Annotated in this window: 13 protein-coding genes; 3 read left to right on the top strand and 10 right to left on the bottom strand. The window is 42.0% G+C overall.

Translation table 11 applies throughout. The annotated features are described in order from the left end of the window. From IDJ75_RS05085 to IDJ75_RS05055, 7 genes are all read right to left on the bottom strand, one after another. Positions 1-1,146 carry an acyltransferase family protein gene (locus IDJ75_RS05085; RefSeq protein ID WP_191174507.1) on the bottom strand — a complete coding sequence of 382 codons (1,146 nt, stop codon included), beginning with the start codon at positions 1,144-1,146 and terminating at the stop codon, positions 1-3. A gap of 18 nt (positions 1,147-1,164) precedes the next feature. After that, a complete protein-coding gene (locus tag IDJ75_RS05080; RefSeq protein ID WP_191174506.1) occupies positions 1,165-3,954 on the bottom strand; it encodes an alpha-L-rhamnosidase in 2,790 nt (929 codons plus the stop codon). A 119-nt stretch (positions 3,955-4,073) separates the two neighbouring features. Beyond that, positions 4,074-5,552, bottom strand: coding sequence for a RagB/SusD family nutrient uptake outer membrane protein (locus IDJ75_RS05075; protein WP_191174505.1), 1,479 nt, complete (start codon positions 5,550-5,552; stop codon positions 4,074-4,076). 29 nt (positions 5,553-5,581) lie between these two features. Continuing rightward, positions 5,582-8,998: a TonB-dependent receptor gene (locus IDJ75_RS05070; protein WP_191174504.1), complete on the bottom strand. Its 3,417-nt coding sequence runs from the start codon at positions 8,996-8,998 to the stop codon at positions 5,582-5,584. A gap of 178 nt (positions 8,999-9,176) precedes the next feature. Then, complete coding sequence (locus IDJ75_RS21370) at positions 9,177-10,343, bottom strand: FecR family protein (RefSeq protein WP_191174503.1); 1,167 nt, start codon at positions 10,341-10,343, stop codon at positions 9,177-9,179. Between the two features lie 85 nt (positions 10,344-10,428). Further along, the gene (locus IDJ75_RS05060) at positions 10,429-11,007 is read right to left on the bottom strand and encodes an RNA polymerase sigma-70 factor (protein ID WP_191174502.1); all 579 of its coding nucleotides are present in this window, start codon (positions 11,005-11,007) and stop codon (positions 10,429-10,431) included. A gap of 241 nt (positions 11,008-11,248) precedes the next feature. Next, entirely contained in the window at positions 11,249-11,803 is a 555-nt protein-coding gene (locus tag IDJ75_RS05055; protein ID WP_191174501.1) for an RNA polymerase sigma-70 factor, read from the bottom strand. Between the two features lie 215 nt (positions 11,804-12,018). On the opposite strand from IDJ75_RS05055, the gene IDJ75_RS05050 reads away from it, so the two are divergent. The 3 genes from IDJ75_RS05050 to IDJ75_RS05040 all read left to right on the top strand — a co-directional run bounded on the left by IDJ75_RS05050 (position 12,019) and on the right by IDJ75_RS05040 (position 18,574). Then, positions 12,019-13,077 carry a FecR family protein gene (locus tag IDJ75_RS05050; RefSeq protein ID WP_191174500.1) on the top strand — a complete coding sequence of 353 codons (1,059 nt, stop codon included), beginning with the start codon at positions 12,019-12,021 and terminating at the stop codon, positions 13,075-13,077. 163 nt (positions 13,078-13,240) lie between these two features. Then, on the top strand, positions 13,241-16,774 hold the full coding sequence (locus IDJ75_RS05045) for a TonB-dependent receptor (RefSeq protein ID WP_394368088.1): 3,534 nt from the start codon (positions 13,241-13,243) through the stop codon (positions 16,772-16,774). A gap of 27 nt (positions 16,775-16,801) precedes the next feature. Then, positions 16,802-18,574, top strand: coding sequence for a RagB/SusD family nutrient uptake outer membrane protein (locus IDJ75_RS05040; protein WP_191174498.1), 1,773 nt, complete (start codon positions 16,802-16,804; stop codon positions 18,572-18,574). Between the two features lie 198 nt (positions 18,575-18,772). Here the strand turns inward: IDJ75_RS05040 and IDJ75_RS05035 are convergent, their stop codons facing one another. The 3 genes from IDJ75_RS05035 to IDJ75_RS05025 form a co-directional block, all read right to left on the bottom strand. After that, positions 18,773-19,666 (bottom strand): bestrophin family protein, encoded by an 894-nt coding sequence (locus IDJ75_RS05035; protein ID WP_191174497.1) that lies wholly within the window; start codon positions 19,664-19,666, stop codon positions 18,773-18,775. A gap of 219 nt (positions 19,667-19,885) precedes the next feature. Then, entirely contained in the window at positions 19,886-22,222 is a 2,337-nt protein-coding gene (locus IDJ75_RS05030; RefSeq protein WP_191174496.1) for a TonB-dependent receptor, read from the bottom strand. A gap of 222 nt (positions 22,223-22,444) precedes the next feature. Further along, the gene (locus IDJ75_RS05025; RefSeq protein ID WP_191174495.1) at positions 22,445-23,152 is read right to left on the bottom strand and encodes a Crp/Fnr family transcriptional regulator; all 708 of its coding nucleotides are present in this window, start codon (positions 23,150-23,152) and stop codon (positions 22,445-22,447) included. Between the last annotated feature and the right edge of the window lie 55 nt (positions 23,153-23,207).

Genomic DNA, 23,207 nt, shown 5'->3' with positions numbered 1-23,207 from the left:
TCATACTTTAACAATTATGTTTTTCTTGTACATGAACCATATAGGTATAAACGCCAGTATAACGGTTACTATAGCGGCCAAAAGCGAAGCATTTTCAGGAGAAAAATTCGGGGTAAAAAAGCTGGTATAGGTGTATGACCATAAATTGGTTTTATGCCCGTTTGAAGTTAGCGGTATCATGGCGATAAACATGGGGATATACCCGCCAAGTATATAAGCGGTGATGGCATTGCGACCAAAAGCTATAAATGGAGTTACAAATTTGCTATATCCTTTCCTATCAATAAACCAATAGCTTAAGCTTAAAAATATAATGGCCAGCCCGGCGGTAAACAATACAAAGGTGCTGGTCCATAATGATTTATTTATCGGGAAAACCACGTCCCACGCCAAGGCAACCAATATCATACCCACGCCTGTAGCTATTATAGCAAATAAGTTATGACTGCTTTTTAAATTACCTTTTTTTAACCAGTTACCGGTTAATACCCCAATGAAGCAAGTTGATAGAGCTGGTATAGTACCCAACAAACCTTCGGGGTCCCAGGTTTTTGACGATTGCCATAAATGGTTTTCGGTAAATACCGTCCTATCAAGCCAGGCACCCAAATTTGTTGCCGGTTCCAGGTTAGCCGGGCCAAACCCGGGAACTGGCACTATAGTCATTAATACATAGTAAATAATTAAAAATGCTACCAGTAGATATGCCTGTGTTTTAGCACTTGTTTTTAGAAATATTACCGCGGTTAGGCCATATACTACAGCAATTCGCTGCAAAACTCCGGGGATACGCAAATGCGCAAATTCAAAATTGGAGAGCAGCGGCAGGAAAACCCCAAGCGCAAATAAAATAACGGTACGCCTTAGTATTACAAGTAATAAAGCAGTGTGCCCACTTGTATTTTCCTTTTTGCTCTGTAGTGCATAAACAATTGATACGCCTACCATGAACAGAAAAAATGGGAACACCAGGTCTGTTGGGGTGCAGCCATTCCATTTAGAATGTTCAAGCGGCCAGTAAATATGCCCCCAATCGCCGGGGTTATTAACCAATATCATTGCAGCGACCGTAAATCCTCTAAAAAAATCAAGAGAGAGCAATCTGTTGGTTGCTGCCGTATTAGCGGGAGTAGAAATGAGTGCCATTGAGTGATGTTTTTGATGCTAACTCTTTTTATTTTTAACTTTTAAGGTGTAAACAAAATGATAAGTGCCTGAGCCTATGTTCATTTGCTCATCATTTCCTTCTTTGGCAATATTTGTTATTTCTTTTACCGTATTAATATCCAAGCCGCTTTCGGTGATCTGATCTGTAACAGATGGCAATACTACCTGTGCCGTAGTATTTGGCGGTACAATTATATCTAAAGTAAATATGCCATTATCAATAGTCCATGCCGATTTGATTTTGCCGTACAGTGTTTCCAGTTCGGCCTGGGCGCTGGTGAGTTTACCACCCAAATGCGGGGCTATGATGATCTTATGAAAACCAGGCGCAGCTTCGTCTGTATTAATGCCGGTAATTACACGGTACATCCAATCGCCAATAGCACCGTAAGCGTAGTGGTTAAAGGAGTTCATCCCGGGGTCTTCAAAACTTTTGTCCGGTTTTATACCATCCCAACGTTCCCATATAGTTGTAGCGCCGTTTTTAACCGGGTACAGCCACGAAGGGTACGATTCTTTCATCAGTAATTCATACGCCATATCAGTATGCCCAAAACGGCTTAATACATGGCAAATGTAGGGTGTACCTAAAAAGCCTGTGGTAATATGGCCATCATAATCCTCAATGTTATTCACCAATCTTTTAGCTGCCGACTCCCGCAAGTTCTCGGGCAGCATATCAAAATTAAGGGCCAGTACATATGATGTTTGGGTTCCCGATATCATACGCCCGTTCGGCGTAACGTATTCGCCCATAAAAGCTTTTTTGATATTGGCCAGTAAACCGGTATATTTTGTAACATCTTCTTCCTTACCTAAAATAGTAGCTGCATTAATAAGCAGTTGAGTTGAGTGCGCATAAAAAGCCTGGGCAATTAAATTTTTATCAGTTAAAGCAGCACCATCGGCATAATCGGTACCGGCATAAAAAAGCCAGTCGCCAAAGTGGTTACCGGTATCCCAAAGATAATTGCGGCTGTGTAACTGTATGTAGCCTACCCAGGCCTTCATACTTTCGTACTGTTGTTCTAAAACCTGTTTATCGCCATAAGCCAGGTAAATATTCCAGGGGGCAATAGTTGCCACATCGCTCCAGCCTGATGCCGCAGCCAGGGTGCTATCCAGCATATTGGGTATTACATATGGCACGGCACCATCTTTATGCTGATCAGCCGAAAGGTCTTTTAACCATTTGGTAAAAAAGCCAGCTACATCCATATTAAATGTGGCAGTGCGGCAAAATGCCTGCGCATCGCCAGTCCACCCCATACGCTCATCGCGCTGCGGGCAATCAGTAGGCACATCAATAAAATTACCTTTTTGCCCCCAAAGGATATTATGCTGCAACTGGTTAACCAGCGGATTGGAAGTAGAAAAAGTACCTGTTTGCGCCATATCCGAATAAAGGGCATTGGCTACAACATTGGTTGAATCTATAACGCCGCTATAGCCAACAATTTTTAAAAATCTAAATCCCTGGAAGGTAAAATGAGGTTCGTAGGTTTCTACAGAATCACTTTTAAAAATGTATTGGATCTCCTGCTTTGCGGTACGAAGGTTTTTGGTATAAAAATTTCCTTTTTGATCAAGCACCTCGGCATGGTAAAGTTTTAATGTATCTCCAGCTTTACCTTTTAATTTAAATTTTACCCAGCCCACCAGGTTTTGTCCAAAATCAACCACCCGGTCACCCTCAGGAGTAGTAAGTACTTTTAACGGGAAAAACTGCTCGTGCTTTTTAACCGGAGGACCAATTAAGGTTACGAGGTTTTCTTTTATGGTATTATCAACTTTCACTGAATCCCAACCTTTATCAATATAAGTGGCGGTGCTCCAGTTTGGTTTCTCATTACGGGCATCATACAACTCGCCATCAAAAAACGATGAAGAACGGATAGCGCCGTAGCTTACCTTCCAGCTTTTGTCTGATGTGATAATCTCGCGTTTGCCGTTGGTGTAAAGCACTTCTAATTGAAAAAGAAGCGCCAGTTTTTTGCCGTAAACATTCTTAATACGGTTGTATGTATACCCACGGTACCAGCCATCTCCAATGGTCACGCCAACTGCATTATTCCCTTTCTTAAGTCCTCCTGTTACATCATATACCTGGTATTGCAGGCGTTTGTTATAACTCGTCCATCCGGGGGCAAAATAATCATTACCAATACGTTTGCCGTTTAGCTGTGCCTCGAACACACCATGGGCGGTAACATATAAATGCGCTGCGCGGATATTATGGTTCAACTTAAAAACCTTTCGGAACATTGGGCTTGGCCCGCCGGTGGTATCAGAGTCATAATTATTCTGGATCCATTGTGCAGTCCAGTCCTCCGGATGCAGCAAGCCCATTTTCCAGGAATTTACCATGCTCCAGGGCGATGCCTGCCCGTAGTTATTCCAAACCCTTACCTGCCAATAAACTTTTTGGCGCGATGCCAGGGCCGGGCCGGCATAATTAACATGTACAGATTGATCTGACGCTACCTTACCCGATGTCCATAAGATATTTTTGCCTTTAGTAAGTGATACCGCGTTTTTGCCTACCCTTATTTCATAGGCCGTTTGTATAACGTTACGTTGCTGCGCCAACAGTTTCCAGCTTAACCTGGGGTTGGCGGCTTCAATGGCTATAGGGTTTGTTTTATACTCGCATATTAAATTTTCCACCCGTAATGGCGGAACAGGCACAACCTTTTTTTGTGCTACAGTGGTTTTAAAACCAAATAATACCGCGATAATAATGAAAAGTACTTTTTTACGAACAACCCTGCTGGCTATATAATTCATGTTAAAAAAAGATATAACGGAACGTACGAAATAATCACCGGTTTAGCCGGCAGTAAATATTAAATACTACTACGTTTGAAGCGTCCTTATGTTGCACATAAGGACGCTATCTGAAAAATTTATTGGTGCTCCAGTAATTCTTCGTTTAAAGGGTACTGGTAAAGCAGGCGGATATTGGTGTAAGCTGCCGGGCTTATCGTCCACGAGTCTGATTTGTACTCACGCTCGTGCTGGGCATGCGCGGTCATTACCTCTACGGCTTTGCCTGTGCGCAGCAAGTCAAACCAGCGATGATTCTCAAAGGCTAATTCTACTTGTCTTTCATGAGCAATAGCTACACGGAAAGCCTCCTGATTTGGCACATCAACCGCTGTTTTGTCATCTAAACCGGCACGGAACCTAACCTTATTTAAATATAAAAAAGCATCTCCACCGCCTGCATATCCCTGCTCGTTTAAACACTCGGCCAGCATCAGGTATACATCCGAGTAACGGTAAACCGGGAAATTATTAGCGGTTATACCCTGTACAGCGCCTTTACTCTGATACTTTTTGATAAACGGCAGGTCGATACCATATTCGTCAGATACAAAATCAGTTAAGGAAGCATCCCTCCTTTTATCTCCCGGCTCATAAGCGGTCACCAGGTCCTGGGTAGGTATATTCCATCCGTTCACAGCGCCATTATTTAATTCGTGGCCGGTAATATCGTCGCTATAATAATCCCATGGGATAAAGGTGTCTACAAAATCACTACCCAGGCCGTTAGGGCCCTCTATGTACTGGATCTCGAATATCGATTCTTTACTATTTTTGGTATTAATATTAAAATTGTCAGCGTAGTCGTCATTCAAACCATATGCATTTGATGCAATAACATCCCTTAACAGAGGTATGGCCAGGTCAAATTTCTTTTGAGTCATGTACACCTCGGCAAGCATAGTTTCGGCAGCGCCTTTGGTTACCCTGCCTTTATCGGCAGGAGATGCATATGTAACCGGAAGTTTAGCTATCGCATCTTTGGCATCGGCAATAATGGAATTGTAAACATCGCTAACCGGTGCTTTAACCCCTATTCTGTAAGCTTCATCGAATGATTGTACCTCGTGCAGTACTAAAGGCACAGAGCCAAACAAACGTACCAGATTAAAATAATTAAAAGCACGTAAAAAACTGGCCTGTCCGGTAATAGTATCGGCTACAGCGACATCAAGTTTAGCTGCGGGTAACCTATCTAAAATAACGTTACACCTGCCTATAATTTGATAACTACCGGTTAAAAAAACGGCCGGATAGTCGTTATTATTCAATTCCCTGAATTCGTCCATATCTTCCTTTAGGTTTCCAGAACGGTCGTATGGGTCATATTCATAAGAAGTATTGTCCGACCGCATTTCGGCCATTACCCAAAAAGAACCGTTATACAAACTCTGCAAAGGTTGATAACAACCGGTAATTGCTTGCTGAAATTGCTGAGGAGTTTTGAAAAAATTTGCCGAGTTCTGAGAATCTGTAGGCGCCAGGCTAAGGAAATCCTTTTTACAGCTTACAAAACCAAGTGCTATAGTAAAAAGGGTGAAGTATATATATTTTTTCATGTCGTTTAATATTTGAGTTTACAGATCAATTAAAACGTTACGTTACAACCTAATTGATAGACAGCAGAAACAGGATAACCTGTAAAATTCACATTTGGCGAAAGTGAGCGGTTTCCTTCCTGGCCGTCAATACCAACTTCGGGGTTACCACCTTTATAACCGGTGATGAGTATAGCGTTTTGCGCGCTGAAATAAACTCTGAAGTTTTTAGTGAATTTGGTTTTAAAATTATATCCCAAGTCTATGTTTTTAACCATCAGGTATGAGTTGCTTTCTACCCAGTACGATGGATAGTAATCCCTCGCCAGGTTAGTATTTGCTGTTGTAGTTGGCAACAAGCCGGCACCCGGGTTACTCTCTGAGCGCCAGCGTTGCGCTACCGATTTTTCCACATTGAATACACCATCTAAATTGGTAGTAAACTGCTTGTACATATCAAATACGTGCCCACCTACCGAACCGGCTGATATGATATTCAGATCAAAGCGCCTGTAACTAAAATGGTTGTTAAACCCAAAAGTGAACTTTGCCCATGGGTTACCAATAACGGTTTGATCTTTACCATCAATTACACCATCGCCATTAATATCCTTATACCTGATGGTACCTACAGCCTGGCCGTCAAAGTGTGGCTTCGTATCAAGTTCGTGCTGGTTCTGGAAAATGCCATCGAATATATACCCGTAAAACTGACCCAGCGGGTAACCTACTTTGGTAATGTTGGTTGGGTTATCATTTGCCGGAGCATCATAAATATATGGTGTTGGCCCTAAACTAAGCACCATGTTACGGTTAAATGATATATTCATATCGGTAGACCAGTTAAACCCTTGGCCTACAATATTTTTAGTAGTTAAAGTAAACTCCCAGCCGCGGTTACGTACATTACCTACATTTGTGAAACCACCGGTTTGGCCAGATACAGACGGTATACCTATATATTGTAGCATATCGCGTGTGTATCGGTTATAATACTCTGCAATTAAATAAATACGGCCTTGTAAAAAGGATAGATCAAGACCAATATCAAGCTGGCGGGTAGTTTCCCAACCAAGTTGTTTATTACCCAAAGATGAGATGGCTGCACCTGGGGTAAGCACGCCTCCAAAAGGATAGTTGTATGGATCAACACCGGGTATATAATCATAATTACCAATGCTGTTATTACCTGCTAAGCCAAAGCTACCGGTAAACTTTGCCTGGTCTAAAAAGCTTAATTTAGGAAAGAAAGCTTCATCTGAGATACGCCATCCGGCAGATACCGAAGGGAATGTGCCCCAGTTATGGCCGGGTGCAAACCTTGATGAACCGTCACGACGGATAGATGCGCTTAACAAGTATTTATCTTTATAAGCATAATTTGCGCGGGCTATTAACGATAACAGGCGCCATTCCTCGTTTCCGTTAGCACCATTGCCCGGTGCGGTAATAATAGTTGCCGAGCCGATTGAATGAATTGCATCATCCGGGAAGCCGGTACCAAAGGTATAACGGTTGCGGCTTGTTTCCTGCTGGATACTAAAATCACCGAACAAGGTTAGGGTATGACTGCCCCATGTTTTTTTGTAGTTAAGGGAGTTTTCGTTAAGCCAGTTTAATGATGAGGCTGTAGTGTTTGAAGTGATGGCTTTTTGCTGCTCGCCATTTTTATTAGGATTATTAAAACCACCAAGGAAAGATGGCCTGAAATAATCTTGTGTTTTACTCTGCAAATCAACCCCAAAAGTTGACCGTGCAGTTAAGCCGGGGATAATCTGCCAATCAACATAAGCATTAGTTAGAACCCGTATTTCATTGCGATTATTGGTTGTATTTACTAATTCACTTACCGGGTTTGCGTTTTGGAATGTTCCCGGCGAGCCTATTACATTAGTATAAGAGCCATCGGGTTGTTTTACCGGTATTAGCGGGCTCTCCAGGTAGGCCTGGCTCAATACCGCCGATTGGAAATGCCCATCTGTTTCCTGTAGTTTACGTAAGCTATAAGTTGGAGCAACGCTTAAGCCAACAGTTACGTTTTTAGTTACATTGGCATCCATATTGGCTCTTAACGAATAGCGCTGAAAGCCGGTATTTAGTACTGTACCTTCCTGGTTAAAATAGCCCATTGAAAACAGCGACCGTACTTTATCAGTACCATTAGATATGCTGACATCATAATTATGCATTGGGGCAATTCGTGTTACCGCATTAAACCAATCGGTACCTTTGCCATATTGAGATGGGTTACGATACTCAACAGGTACATCGTTAATATTAAAGGGCTTACCTGCTGCAGCTGCAGCATCCTGGTAGCTTTCTAAACGCCATTGTGCAAATTCGGTAGCATTCATCACTTTAAGCTTGCATTGCGATAATATGCTTTGCACCCCTGATGATGTATTCACCGTAACATTTGATTCGCCTTTTTTGGCCCTTTTAGTAGTGATCAGGATAACACCGTTTGAACCTCGTGAACCATATATTGCAGTAGAGGCCGCATCCTTTAAAACACTGATATTTTCAATGTCATCCGGGTTGATAGTACTTAAAGGGTTTGAATACTGATCAAAACCGGGAGATAACGGGAACCCATCAATTACGTATAGTGGGTTATCGCCCGCACCTACCGAACCGGCACCACGGATATTTACAGATACCCCGCCCCCAGGTGTACCGGTTACCTGGTTTACAGTAACACCAGCCAACTGGCCGGCAAGTTTAAGGTCTAAACTGGCTGTTTTAATTTCTTTGATGTTTTCCATCTTCACTGTACCTACAGCACCGGTTACATCTTTTCTGGATTGCGTACCGTAACCCACAACTACCACTTCGTTCATCTGCTGGTTATTAACCTGGAGATTGATATTGATCTGTGTACGGCCATTAACAGGCTCCTCGGTGTTCTTATATCCCAGGAACGAGAAAACCAATATGTCCGTTGCCTCGGCACTAATACTATACTTTCCATTTATATCGGCGCTGGCGGCAGTAGTACTACCCTTTACCCTCACCGTAGCACCCGGTAGCGGCTCGCCTTTTTCATCCAGTATAACACCGGTTATGGTTATTTTTTGTTCGGCCACACGCGTTTGGGCGGCATTGTCCTTTTTACTTACTACAATGGTTTTATTCTCAATGGCGTAGCTAAAAGGTTCGTTTTTAAAACATGCTTTCAGGGCTTCTTCTAACGAGGCATCCTTTAATTGCAGGCTTACCGGCCTTGCTGCCGCAAGGTCTTTATACCTGTAAAAAAAGCTGTATCCGCTTTGCTTCTCAATAGCTGAGAATACTTTTTCCAGCTCGGTGTTGCTGGCGTTTATGGTTATGGTTTGTGAAAAACTTTTGGCACTCAGGTGCAAACAACCGATGATGAGTAAAAAGACCGTTAATTTCATGGCCAAAAACAGTTTTGAGGTGGATCTACCTAAAGCATTAAGTATTTTACCACTAAAGTTTAATTGCATAACTTAGTAATGTTTGGTTTAAGAATATCTGTTGATGAAACATTTTTAACTTATCCATTCGCTAAAGCCGGTGGTGTTGCAGCACCCCGGTTCTTTTATGGAATAAGTTTTTCAGGAAGGGAAGATTAATGGCTTTGTCGATATTTTTTCATAAGTTCTAATTTAGTTGGTGAATATTTTATGGTTTTACTATAAGTTTCTTGTTCTCTAATACAAAATGGATCTTACTTAGCTTAAGGATGTTTAATACCTGCGACAACTTTGCACTGCGCTCTATTTTGCCCACAAATTCATCATCAGGGATATTGCCTTCGTAAGCTATCTCAATATCATACCACCGGGCTAACTGGTTCATGATCTCATGAATGCCCGACCGGTTAAATTCAAAATAACCATTCTTCCAGGCTATGGCATGTTCGGCATTTACATCAGATACCGTTATCTGACCGTTTTTCAGCATCCCTTGCTGGCCTGGTTTTAATTTATTACTTACCCCGCCACTGCTCAACTGTACCGAGCCTTCCAGCAGGGTGGTTTTTACAGCCGGCTCATTATGATAAGCCATTATATTAAAGTGTGTACCCAAAACCTTAACCTGCATATCATTAACCTTTACATAAAAAGGCATAGCGGCATTTTTTGTCACTTCAAAATAGGCTTCGCCTGTAAGTTCAACAGTACGCTGCCCCCCTTTAAATAAAGTAGGATACTTTAATGATGATGCCGCGTTTAACCAAACTTTAGTTCCATCGGGCAGTATTACCTGGTATTGGCCGCCTATGGGTGTACTTATTGTGTTAAAGGCTATTGGAGTATTAGCATCGGCATTTTTAGAAGGCGCTATCAGGTAGATGAGCTGCCCATCTTTTGTTTTTTCAACACTCATGTGGCCGGCTTTGGCAAGCACACCAATTTTTGCTGAATTAAGTTCCAGCTTTGAGCCGTCGGCCAGGGTAAGGGTAGCCTTATTTTGGCCGGGTTCGGCATCAAATTTAACCGCGTTCTTTTTCAGTGCGATAGATTGAAGGTCTGCAGCTTTTTTAGCTTTGTACACAAATATGCCTGTAATAAATGTGAGGCCAATTAATACCGCCGCTACTTTCTTCAGGGCCTTAGCTATGCTAAACACTTTAACAGTACCGGTATCTGCGCCTTTTTTTACCGCTGCCTGCAGGCGTTGCAGCATTTTATCTTCCAGATGTTGTTTTAAACCGAACAATTTTTCGTCCCATTCTATGTCCTCCTGAAAGCTGTCGAAAAAGTTAAGTAATAGCTGTTCTTCTTCAACAGAAGCATTTCCTGCTAAATACCTATCAATGAGTTGTAAAAATTCTGGCTGGGTCACTATTATGCTTTTAACAGGAGAGTAAAAAAGCAGGCGTATCCCCTATCTCAAAATAAAATAAATTTAACAGGATGTTAACAAGGGGTTATTTTTTAATGACCTGATGTAATATCAGCATCAAAACTTCGGCGCTTAATGAGGTGCGCAATAATCTGAGCGCTTTAGTTAAATGGTTTTCCACTGTTTTTGAAGAGATGTTTAAATGCGAGGCTATCTGCTTGTGCGACATATTTTCTTCGCGGCTCAGTTTGTACACCTCACGACATTTTTCGGGCAGTTTATCAACTATTGAACTTATCTGGGCTATCAGTTCTTTATATTCAATGGTACCATAACCTGCGGGAGTGTGCAACCGTGCTACAAGATCATCATATATCTCGCAGCGCACAGTTCCGGCACGTATCTGCCTGTAAACCTCATACCTAACAGATGCATATAAGTAAGCTTTTAGCGTCACTGTTATTTCTATAGATTGGCGCTTATTCCATAGTTTGATAAACAGATCCTGGATAATATCCTCACATATCTGCTTGTCTTTAATAACATGATATGCGGCCAGGTATAATGGCTGCCAGTATTTTTTGTAAATGCACGACAATGCAACCTCATCATCCTGCTTAAGGCGATCAATTAGCTGAATATCATTTAGTAACAACTCGTGCATATTTAACTAAGCTAAAAATATGGTTTGATATTTTTAGTATTAATAATTAAAAGCACTAAAAAAGTTACCATGTAACACTAATTTTTAAATTCATCATACAATACTACACTTGTGAAAAAAGCCCTGGGTTACTATTCCAATTGAATATATGCATACAGGGTGTAGCGTCAACTTAGCTAACTTATTGGAATTAAAAAAGAATCCAATAAAGCTAACAATATCACAGTAATATTACGCTTGTCTAAAACATGTAGGTCATGTACCTAAGCAATTTTCTGAGCCGCTCTAGCGCAATTCCCATATGCCTTTCTACTGTCTTAGTAGATATATTGAGTTTAAGCGCAATATCACGGTATTTCAAACCCTCATAACGGCTCATTATAAATACCTGCCGGCATTTACCGGGCAAACTATCTATAGCAGACTTTATTTGGACAGTAAGCTCTTTATCGTTATAACAACTTTCTATATCAGTTGCACAAGTATTTATCAGATTGTTTTTTTGCAGATAAGTAATATAAAGGTTTTCTATTTTCTGATGCTTCAGGTAGTTCAGGCAACGGTTTTGAGTGCTTTTGTACAAGTAGGCTCTAATGCTAACAGTCTTATTCAACATTGCACGCTTCTCCCAAAGCGTTACAAAAACCTCCCCTGCTATTTCTTCTGCATTGTTAATATCATTTACAAACCTGTTTGCAAAAAGGGTAAGCTTTGGGTAATAATACTTAAAGAGTATTTCATAAGCTTTGGTATCTCCCCTACAAAGTTTTGATGTCAATATCTCATCTTCTGTCACATTAATCAAGTTTTAAGATATTTCTGAACTTTTTAAAAAACTTTAACAAGTTAAAGAAAATGATTCGGGCTCGCAAATGTTTATTAAAATAGTTTTATGATACTGTTAACCATAGTACTATTTCGTTAATAAATAGAAGGCTAATATCTAATAATGTTAAAATAGAAAAAAAATAATTGGGGGTATTTGTTCGGTAAGTTGTCTTAGGAGTATTAATGGAAGATGAATCTGAAATAAAGAGTTTACTGGTAAAATACATTACCAGGCAGGCTAGCGAAGACGAAATTGCTTTTGTTAAGCAATGGATAGGCGCGCACCCGGAGAACGAACAGTATTTTGCGCAATTATATGAGGCGTGGCAAAACAGCCTGTTATTAGAGCCTACAATGATTGATACTGATAAAGCATACTCTCGGTTTTTAAACACAATTAATTACAGAAGGCCACAAGCAAAAAAAATGCACAGAGCATGGCTCGCGTTGTATATTTTGTTAGCCGCAGTAACCATTGTTTTTATTTTTAAACCCCTACCTTCAAACCTATCTCCTTTAAACCAATTAGCTGCCGACCCCGGCAGAGTACGTAAGATTACTTTAACAGACGGTACCATCATTTGGTTAAATTCGGGCTCTACGTTAAGATATAACAACGATTTTGGCAAAACCAATCGCAATGTTTATTTGGAGGGAGAAGGTTTTTTTGAAATTGCAGCAGGCAAAAAGAACCTACCATTCATTGTGAATACCAAAAATTACATTGTCAGGGATATAGGTACCAAGTTTAATTTAAAAGCATACCCTAACGATTCTTTTTTTGAAACCGCTGTAGTAACAGGCGAAGTTTCTATTGAAGATACAGAGCGTAAAAACAATGCGATGAATCGGATTTATATTAAACAAAGACAAAACCTTCGTATCTGGAACCGACAATCAGAGCAAGCAGAGGCATCGCGTGGGCTTAATGATGCAGCGTCGAAGACTTTTAATGAAATCCAAATAATGCAGTTTACCCCTGATCAAGAAGCTAAATATACCGGATGGAAAGACAACCTGATGATATTTGAGGGGCTAACGCTGCTGGAAATCGCAAAGGTATTAGAACGCAGGTATGATGTTAAAATAAGTATTGATAATATCCAACTGCAAACCATTCGGTATACAGGTAATTTCAACAATGTAGGGAGCGTGGAAAAAGTTTTGGATATTATAAAACAAAACACGCCAATTATCTACTCCAAAACAGGAGATGTAATAACAATAACTAAAGCGAAATAACTCAAACTATCAACTAAACAAATAAAAAATACTATGGGATAAAACTCGACAAAGCCACAAAACCCGGATTGCGCTAACAACCCGGGTTATTTATCAATCAATTAATAGCTAATACCCTACGCTTGGGGAAGCATTGTATTAACTAATTAACTAACACAAATTTATGATTATTTTTTACAGAAAAGCTGTGACGGCTTCTGCCGTCTGGCAAAAAACGCTCAAAATTATGAAGCTTGTAACTGTTTTGCTCCTAACCGGATTAATACAAATACATGCTGCAGTCTATTCTCAAAAAATCTTCAACTTTAACGAACATAATATCTCCGTCAAAGGAATATTTAAACAGATCGAAAAAAATAGCAAATACAGTATTTTTTACCGAACCGATCAGGTGGATCAGGAAAGAAAGATCCAAGTTATAGTAAAAGATGCTACCATAGACGACATCATGAAACTGGCTTTGCAAAATCAGGCGCTTACTTACCAGATAATGGATGATGTAGTTGTTGTAAAGCCCGCCGGAGACAAAACCATTACGACCCTTACTGTAAGTGGCATAGTTACAGACGTTAAAGGCCAACCACTGCCTGGTGTAACCGTTAAGCTCAAAGGCAGCACACTTGGTACAACTACGGATATTAACGGAAAATACAATTTAACCTTGCCTGATGGTACAAGTTCGCTGGAGTTCACTTTTCTTGGCTTCGCTACACAGATCGTCAATGTGAATGGCCGACAAATTATTAACGTGCAGCTTGCAGAGGAATCAAAAGCGCTGACAGAGGTGGTTGTGGTTGGTTATACTACCCAACGTAAAAAAGACCTTACAGGTGCAGTATCGGTGGTTGACGTGAAAAACCTCAACAAAACAGCATCCTCATCCGTGAATTCACAATTACAGGGCCAGGCCTCCGGCGTTACTGTTATCGGTTCCGGCCAGCCGGGTGAAGAGCCTCAGGTTCGTATTAGGGGTTTTAACACTTTTGGTAACAATACGCCCTTATACGTTATAGACGGCATACCCACCCAGGATGTAAGCACCCTGAACCCAAATGATGTTGAAAGTTTCCAGATACTGAAAGACGCGAGCTCGGCATCGATATACGGTGCCAGGGCTGCAAATGGTGTTATTATCATTACCACAAAAAAAGGTAAAGGCAAGGTAAACATCCAGTATGATGCCTACTATGGTACCCAGGTACCAAAAGGCGGGAACGTATGGCATACGCTTAATCCGCAGGAAATGGCAGATCTGAAACACCTCGCCCAAACCAATTCTGGCGTTACGGATTTTACTGACGAACAATATAACCCGGATGGTACAGGGACTAAATACACCTTGCCAGATTATATTACTCCGGCAGGTACAAAAGCCGGCGCCCCATCTGTCGATCCCTCTCTTTATTACGTCAACCCCAATTATACCACCAGTGATGATTTTAACAGCTTTTACCGCATAACAAAAGCTAACAAAGCGGGAACCGACTGGTATCACGAGATATTTAAAAGTGCACCTATAACCAGCCATAATATAGCAATAAGTGGCGGCAGCGATCAGGGCAACTACCTTATTTCGGCTAACTATTTTAATCAGCAGGGTACTTTGATAGAGACTTATCAAAAAAGATACACATTAAGGGCCAACACAAATTTCAACCTGAATAAGCATGTAAGGGTTGGCGAAAACCTGGCCTATTCGGTAACCAAAAACCCTAAAGTTGGTGGTAACAACCCTGATGGCGTTATTACAATGGCTATACGTCAACAACCAATCATACCTGTATATGATATTGCCGGCAATTATGCAGGCAGCTATGGATCGGGCCTGGGAGATGCTAATAACCCTGTCGCAATTCAGCAACGCTCGAAAGTGAACGGTGATGTGGGATACCGCCTTTTCGGTAACATTTACGCAGAAGCCGATTTTTTAAAAGATTTTAATTTCCGCAGTACTTTTGGTGGTGATATCAGCAATGGCAACTCTCACTATTTCAACTATCCAACTTACGAAAGCAAAGAAAACTCGCAAACTAACAGTTATGGCGAAGACAGCTACAGCAACTGGAATTACACTTGGACAAATGCTTTGAGCTATCATAAAAAACTAAATAAGCACGATATCAAAGTGGTTTTAGGAACCGAGGCTTTTGAAGACTACCAAAGTTCTTTAGGTGCTACCAGGCAAGGTTATTTCAATTTTGACCCCAACTACGTAAATCTTAACACAGGATCGGCCAATGGCTCAAGCAACTACGGCGAGCATAATAGTTACACCATGCTTTCGCAGTTTGGCCGTTTAGATTATGATTACGATAATAAATACTTATTCAATGCTACTATCCGCCGGGATGGTTCATCACAGTTTTCCAAAGAACACCAGTACGGCTATTTCCCTGCATTCAGCGCGGGGTGGCGTATTTCTCAGGAAGGCTTTTTAAAAGAGGTGAATTGGATATCCGACTTAAAGGTTCGTGCAGGCTGGGGGATTATGGGCAACCAGTTAAATCTTACTCCCGATAATGCTTACAATACTTACGGAAGCAGCATTGGCCAATCGTACTACCCCATAGGTGGGGGCACGGTTATACAGCCCGGATTTTTTCAGCAGCATATCGGCAACCCCGATGCAAAATGGGAGAAAGATATTAACAGCAATATAGGTTTGGACGCTACATTCTTTGGCGACAAATTATCCATTACGGCAGATTATTATCGTAAAGATATCAAGGACCTGCTCTTTAACCCGGAACACTTAGGCACCGAAGGCAATGGCACCGTGCCTTTTGTAAACATAGCGCAAATGAAAACTACCGGTTTGGATATATCGGTAACAGGTAATTTTAAACTCAACAACGACTTTAAATTTAACAGTACTCTATCTGTTACAACTTATAACAATAAAATCACAAAGGTATCAGACAACGCTACCTATTTCTATTCAGACATCTCACGTAGGTTTGATGTAAACATGGTAAGAAACGAGACCGGCCATCCTGTGGGGCAGTTCTACGGTTATCAGACCGCTGGTTTCTGGAACTCTCAGGCTGAGATAGATGCTGCTAACGCCAAGGTGCAATCCGCAACCGGGGACCCAAATGCTGTTTATCAAACGGATGTCAAACCGGGCCGTTTCCGCTATAAGGATGTCAATGGCGATGGAATCATTGACGACGCCGACCGTACATTTATAGGCGACCCCAACCCTAAATTTACCGCTGGCTTAAACCTGGGCCTCACCTACAGGCAGTTTGATTTTAACATGCTGCTTTATGGGTCATTCGGTGGGAAAATATGGAACAACGTTAAATACTGGAGAGACTTTTATTCGTCATTTGAAACGGCAAAAAGCTATACCGCACTATATGATTCCTGGACACCTTCCAATCACAATGCGAAAGCTCCAATACAGGAATTGGACGCATCAGTGAGTAGCGGATCGACACCGAATTCCTATTTTGTCGAAAATGGCACATATCTGAGAGCACGCAATGCCCAAATCGGATACACATTTAACACGTCAAAAAAATCAGGCATACAGAAGTTAAGGGTTTACGTCTCGGCAACTAACTTATTTACCATTACCGGTTACAGCGGTACGGACCCCGAACTCAATGGCGGTGTGCTAAACTTTGGTATTGACGAAGGCACCTACGCGAGCCCGCGCACATTTTTAGTTGGTGTGAATTTTTCATTATAACAATTGATAATTGCAAAAGATTAAAAGATGAGAACAAAAGTATTTATCACCATAATTCTGGCAGGTGCGATAGCACTTGGCTCATGTAAGAAATATTTAGAAAAGCCGCTGACCGGCGCTTTAGAAAGCCCGCTGCTGGTATCAAAAGAAGGAGTTAACCAATTGTTGATAGGCGCTTATGCTGCACTTGACGGCCAGCAGGGCGGAGATGCCGCAATTGGTGGCGGAGGGGCATGGGAAACGTCCCCCGACAACTGGATCTATGGCGGTGTAGCAGGCGGCGATGCCAATAAAGGCAGTGACCCCGGCGACCAAACACCTATAGAACTGATATCAAAATTTAATAGCGATGCCACCAACGGCTTTTTTAACAGCAAATGGAAGGCGGATTATGAAGGCATATCACGTACAAATATTTTAATTAGCACAATTGGTAAGGTGAGTACTTTCTCCGCAGAGGAGAAAGCTAACCTGATGGGCCAGGCCCGCTTTTTACGTGCCCATTATTATTTCGACCTGAAAAAGATGTTTAACAATGTACCATATATTGATGAAATTACTACAGACTTTAACCAACCCAATAACACGGATATATGGCCAAAAATAGAGGAGGATTTTAAGTTTGCCTACGAAAACATGGACGGTGAGCAGGCTGATGCAGGCCGCGCCAATAAGTGGGCTGCTGCTGCTTACCTGGCAAAAACTTATCTTTATGAACATAAATTTGAGCAGGCACGCGACCTTTTTGAAACCGTAATAGCTGAAGGCACTACAGCCGGCGGCGTAAAATACGCTTTAAACGACAGGTTTGAAGATAACTTCAGGGCAGCAACAAACAACAGCCCGGAATCCGTATTTGCCGTACAAGCCGCTGCAAATGCCGACCCTGCCGGTCCTTCAAACGCCAATAATGGTGATATGCTTAATTTCCCATACGGCACAGGCAGCCCGTTCCCATGCTGCGGTTTTTACCAGCCTTCCATTGACCTGGTAAATCACTTCCGTACAGATCCTGCTGGTCTACCATATTTGGATACATACAACGATCATCCCATTAAGAGTGATATGGGGTTGACATCTGCTCAGCCCTTTACGCCCGATGCGGGTACGATCGATCCACGGTTAGACTGGACAGCCGGTCGCCGTGGTATCCCATATTTGGACTGGGGTAACCATCCGGGGAATGACTGGGTAAGGAACCAGCCGTACGCCGGCCCTTACTCACCTATAAAAATGGTGTTTGGAAATGCCGCGCAAGACACCGAAGGCGACATGCTTTCATGGGCGCCAGGCTCGGGCATAAACAACAACATCATCCGCTTTTCGGACGTATTGCTGATGGCAGCAGAAGCACAAGCGCAAACCGGTGGCTTGCCGAGGGCTTTACAACTGGTTAATCTGGTACGTAACCGGGCTGCAAACCCAGCTGGCTTTGTCTACAAATACAAAGACCCTTCAAAACCAACAAGTGGTTTTTCAACAACACCTGCTGCCAACTATAAGATCAGCCCCTACCCGACGGGCTATTTTTCAAGCAAGGACGTGGCTTTAAAAGCAATTTATTTTGAACGTAAAATAGAACTAGCTTTAGAAGGCCACAGGTTTTTTGATCTCGTAAGGTGGGGGATTGCCGAATCTGAACTAAATGCATACTTCACTTATCAAAGTAAGTTTACTCAAGATGTTAAAGGTGGGCACTTTACTACCGGAAAAAACGAATATTATCCTATCCCCCAACGACAGATAGACCTGAGCGGTGCAAGCGGCGCATCAAAGCTAACACAAAATAAAGGATATTAATGATAGATACCTGACTAAACAGGCGGCGTATTATGATATGCCGCCTGTTTTTACGATGATCTAAATTTGGTTAAAATCTGCAAACCTTGTCCCAAAATGGTTGCAAAATATATGCTTTAGCGACGAAATTGCGCTATCGAGCTGTTTGGGTATCTTTATAATCTATACTTGATTACAGGTATATATGATTAAATGTATTTAAAGTGAATAGAAGCGTTCGGGCTGTAAAGGTTCGGGCACATTCGGGTCGCCGATTAATTGCTTGATATTGATCTCAATGTTAGTAGCGATTGTTGTCATGGCAGTATCCGTTGGTAAATTATTGAAAGGATCCTGCAAATGCGTAGCTGATTTTTCCAACAGGAAAAATGCCGACGAAATGACCAGTAACAAGGGAATTTCAAAAAAACTGTCGATGTCGGTTAGTGCGATAGATAACGTTACTACGAAAATATAAATAAAATAATGGAGGAATAAACGGTAGGTCTGCGGGAAAACCGTACTTTTTATACGCTCGGCCATACCCATGGCATTGGAAAAGTTGACAAGCGTATTATTGATCTGCACCTGGCTGAACAGTTCCATGCTTCCCTCCTCTCTCAAATGAGTGATCTGTCGCGTATTCAATTGGAGTATAGCCAATGGTTTGTTCATATGTCGCTTAATTTCATTCATGTCGGCTTCTGACAAATATTTATCAAGATTTGCCATGGCATCCAGCCCCCGCAGGCTTTGCCCTAAACTATAGCACCAGGCTATTTGCCGGTAAGCGACAGATCTAATTTCCTTTTGTCTATCTTTTGACACAAAAGACTGTAACTGCAAAACAAAGGTCCGGCTTTCATTGACGATACTCCCCCAAATTTTACGGGCTTCCCACCAACGGTCATAAGACTGACTGATCTTAAAAGATAAGATTACGGATATTGCAGTACCTATAAATGTGGGAATAGCAACAGGCATCTGCGGGATCAAATTCCTGAAATGTCCGGTTAAATAGTTAACCACTAAACCCACAACGAGGACATAAGGCAGTTCGTTTTTTATTTTTCCAAAAATGTATGAAACCGGAATTGACTTCTTTAAGAGCATGATTTTAATTTACCACACCTAACAAATTTCATATAAAGTGGTTTGACCGTTTTTATAGGATGGCTGATATTTTTATTCGAGTATAGCAGGAAGCTTATTGAAGAAGCACCAATCTCAACCTGTCAGTGTTTAAATCAGGTCATAAGAATATGGCTTTCGGGTGTAATTTATATGATCAAACTGTTTTGATCTGCTTCCATAACCGCCTTACAATTTAATTTAAAATTCAAAGATCAGCCCGAGGGTCGGCTGTATATTCCCGCCTTTTTGAGCGAGAAATTTTGTCTGGATCTTGCTTGCATCCCCGGGGGCGTCCATCACATTTCCGGAGGGATCCCTAACAGGCACGATAACCGGTTGCCGGTTATATTTGTAACCTGTAACGTTTTGCATATCAAAATAAAAGTTAAATGCGTAGTGTTTAAAGTAATATTTTTTGTCGACCCTGGCATCAAGTTGGTAAAACAGCGCCGGCACCTGCGTATTTAACAGGTTATAAGCCGGTATACCCCGGGGGTAAATGTTAAAGTTTGTTTTAAGCGATGATAACGATTGGTCATATGGGGTGTAAGGGCTGCCACCGGTTAACCTGAGTTTGGCACCAACCTCCCAATTGCTTTTTAAAAGTTTACCGCCGGTTAAACTGAGTATATAGCGGTTATTCCACGATGACTGCACATAAGCCCCGTTCTTGTTCTGAAACTCGCTTTTGTAAAGCGTAAGTGCAAATATGCCGTAAAAACCATTGGTGAGTTTTTGCTGCGCAAAAAACTCTAAACCATAACTTCGGCCATGGCTTTCGCCAACCACCGGGTTATTGCCCACTACACCAAAATCAGCCCCGAGATTAGCCAGGGGGATAGAATCATTAAGGGTTTTAATAATAGGGTAATGTGAGTAATATTTATAAAAGCCTTCAATTGTAAAACGTGTGCTGGGTAAATTGTATTCCATACCCAAAACAAGCTGCTTATTCTGGATATAGTTGACATTACGGTTAACCAGCGTATTTAAACTATCGCGGTAGCCCAAAACTGTGTAAGCCGGCAACTGGTAGTAAATACCCGTGTTAAAATTCAGGCTTAGCCGCTCGCTTAGATTTAAAGATGCCGAGAGCCTGGGCGAAATTGTTCTCGACAGGTCATTCATGTCAGATGAAAGGTTGTTTGCATCTGCCCTTAAGCCAAATGACAGGGACAACAGGTTATTAAAAAACGGGCGGCTTACCTGCCCAAATACGTTATATTTAAAAAAGTTGATGGTCGAATTGTATATCTGGTTGCCATAAGGCAACAAATTAAATGTATTAGTGCTATAATGTGCCGCCTCGCCGCCGGCACCAAAGTTGACACGATACAAGCCTTGCTGGCTGGTACTTTCCAAACGCAATTTATTTTCGGCCTCTGCCGAAGTATAGTCAAGTATACGGCCCATGCTTTCCTGGTTGTCTTTATACTTTACCGCGTTATTGTTTAAATAGCTCCTGCTGGCTACAAACAGGATAAAACCCTTTGGCCTGAAATGTTTGTAAGTGGCGCCCACGGTATAACTATTTTGCGTATTCACAGGGATGGTGGCCAGCGTATATTGGTTTTCTTCGGTACTGTCTGCCGATAGGTTAAGTTTAAACCTATCTATGGCCCCAAGGCCAATAAATGTTACTTCATCCTTATTGCTGAGTTTTGTTTTTATCTTAAATTGAAAATCCTGGTATGAGGGCAAGAACGGTAGTTTTAGCAGTTTAAACAAGCCTTGTAGATAGGAGTACCTGTACGAAGCCAGATAGGTAGTACGTTTTCCCAGAGGACCTTCAATGGTTGCACTAAAATCACTTGACCCAACAGAAAGCGTAGCGCCCAACCTGTCAGCGCGGCCATCCTTTTGGTTAAACTCGAAAACCGAACTCAGGGTATTGCCACGATTTGCCGGGAAAGCGCCCGAATAAAAATTCACCTCTTTAATAAAGTCGACATTGATAAGTCCCACGGGCCCGCCGGACGAACCCTGCGTAGCAAAATGATTGATATTGGGGATCTCTACCCCATCCAGATAAAAGCGGTTCTCGTTAGGTGCGCCACCCCTGATAATAATATCATTACGAAAACTAACCGGCGACGAAACGCCGGGCAGCGACTGGATCACCTTTGATATATCACGGTTACCACCGGGGTTTCTTTTGATCTCCGAAACGCCAATGCTCCTGAGGGATAGCGGGCTTTCCATCGTTTTATTAAGTCGTCGGCTGCCCAGAATCTTCACCTCGTTTAAACTTGCCACAATTTGCTCCATCGCCACATCCATAATGGTAGGCTTAACCGTGCCGATCTGTATATCTGCAAGCGATACTGTTTTAAAACCAACTTTTGAAAACATAAGGGTATAATTACCGGGCCTTAACCTTAGGCTGTAGTTACCCAGCGAATCAGAAACCACTCCTGCCCCTCCGCCCAAAACCTGGATACTAGTACCACTAACCGGCTGGTTAGTCACTCCGTTGGTGATAGTTCCCCGTATAAATGCTTCCTGGCCAAAAGACAGCATCGGTAAAAGTATCATTGTGATGTAAAAGGAAATTTTTTTCATAAGCATGGCATCGAAAAGCTGTTATCATCTTAATATATTATGACAACCTGTTTTCATATTGATAAGGCTTGAGCTTACCAATTCTTGAAAATACAATTAAAATTCACGCTACCATAAAAAATAAATCCCAGGGATTAAAAAGCCCCTGTTGAGACATCATTTGGCCTGATTCATCCAAAGTATTGGGAAATAACATTACCGGTAATTAGCCCGTTTGACAAGCAGGTGTACGTCCTTGATGATGATTTTTCTACCTTCCGTTAACAGTACACCTTCTGCTTTAAACTCTCTGAGCAGGCGGATCACGTTTTCTTCAGCAAGGCCTGCCATATTAGCCAGGTCGGCGCGGGAAATATTGATCGGAATAGCTTCGTGATCATTCAATCCGTATTTGAACTTTTCCCGCAGTACAATGAGCGCGATCGCCAGCCGCTCAGGACCTGTCCGTTGCGCAATCACAGAGATAGTATTGGTCAATACCGTGAATTCATGACTCATTGCCTTTAGCAGGCGAAGTGCGAAAACTGGCGACCGGCTTAATATATCCATGAAGTCTTCTTTTGGAATGAACGACACCATCGTATCTTCCATCGCTGCGGCAGAGTCCGCATAGCGCTCTCCGGAAAGCACCGGGTGGTAGCCCATCAATTCGCCCGGGCCGGCCACATAAATGATTTGTTCCTTTCCGAGCTGGTCCGCCTTGTACTTCTTGACCCTGCCGCTACGTACAAGAAAGATACCGGAAGGCACGGTTCCTTCACGGAAGATCACATCTCCTTTAAAGAGGTGTTGTTCGGTAATGTGCCGGGTAAGCAGGGCTGTTTCCTGATCAGAAAGCGCGCTAAGCACCGAATGCGTTGTAAAACTCCACCTTTCGATCGGAAAAATTCCGTTTAGACTCATAGGTCAAAGTTACGAAAAATCAAAACTGATAAAGATCAGTTTTTGAACTGATCTC

This window comes from Mucilaginibacter rigui, from assembly GCF_014773275.1.
Classification (GTDB): Bacteria; Bacteroidota; Bacteroidia; order Sphingobacteriales; family Sphingobacteriaceae; genus Mucilaginibacter; species Mucilaginibacter rigui_A.
The sequence above is the reverse complement of the archived record's forward strand: the minus strand, read 5'-3'. Positions and strand labels throughout refer to the sequence as shown.

Excerpts from the sequence above, each read along its gene's own strand:
- IDJ75_RS05085 (WP_191174507.1), bottom strand. The coding sequence starts at position 1,146 with ATGGCACTCATTTCTACTCCCGCTAATACGGCAGCAACCAACAGATTG.
- IDJ75_RS05080 (WP_191174506.1), bottom strand. The coding sequence starts at position 3,954 with ATGAATTATATAGCCAGCAGGGTTGTTCGTAAAAAAGTACTTTTCATT.
- IDJ75_RS05075 (WP_191174505.1), bottom strand. The coding sequence starts at position 5,552 with ATGAAAAAATATATATACTTCACCCTTTTTACTATAGCACTTGGTTTT.
- IDJ75_RS05070 (WP_191174504.1), bottom strand. The coding sequence starts at position 8,998 with ATGCAATTAAACTTTAGTGGTAAAATACTTAATGCTTTAGGTAGATCC.
- IDJ75_RS05060 (WP_191174502.1), bottom strand. The coding sequence starts at position 11,007 with ATGCACGAGTTGTTACTAAATGATATTCAGCTAATTGATCGCCTTAAG.
- IDJ75_RS05050 (WP_191174500.1), top strand. The coding sequence starts at position 12,019 with ATGGAAGATGAATCTGAAATAAAGAGTTTACTGGTAAAATACATTACC.
- IDJ75_RS05045 (WP_394368088.1), top strand. The coding sequence starts at position 13,241 with ATGATTATTTTTTACAGAAAAGCTGTGACGGCTTCTGCCGTCTGGCAA.
- IDJ75_RS05040 (WP_191174498.1), top strand. The coding sequence starts at position 16,802 with ATGAGAACAAAAGTATTTATCACCATAATTCTGGCAGGTGCGATAGCA.
- IDJ75_RS05035 (WP_191174497.1), bottom strand. The coding sequence starts at position 19,666 with ATGCTCTTAAAGAAGTCAATTCCGGTTTCATACATTTTTGGAAAAATA.
- IDJ75_RS05030 (WP_191174496.1), bottom strand. The coding sequence starts at position 22,222 with ATGATACTTTTACCGATGCTGTCTTTTGGCCAGGAAGCATTTATACGG.
- IDJ75_RS05025 (WP_191174495.1), bottom strand. The coding sequence starts at position 23,152 with ATGAGTCTAAACGGAATTTTTCCGATCGAAAGGTGGAGTTTTACAACG.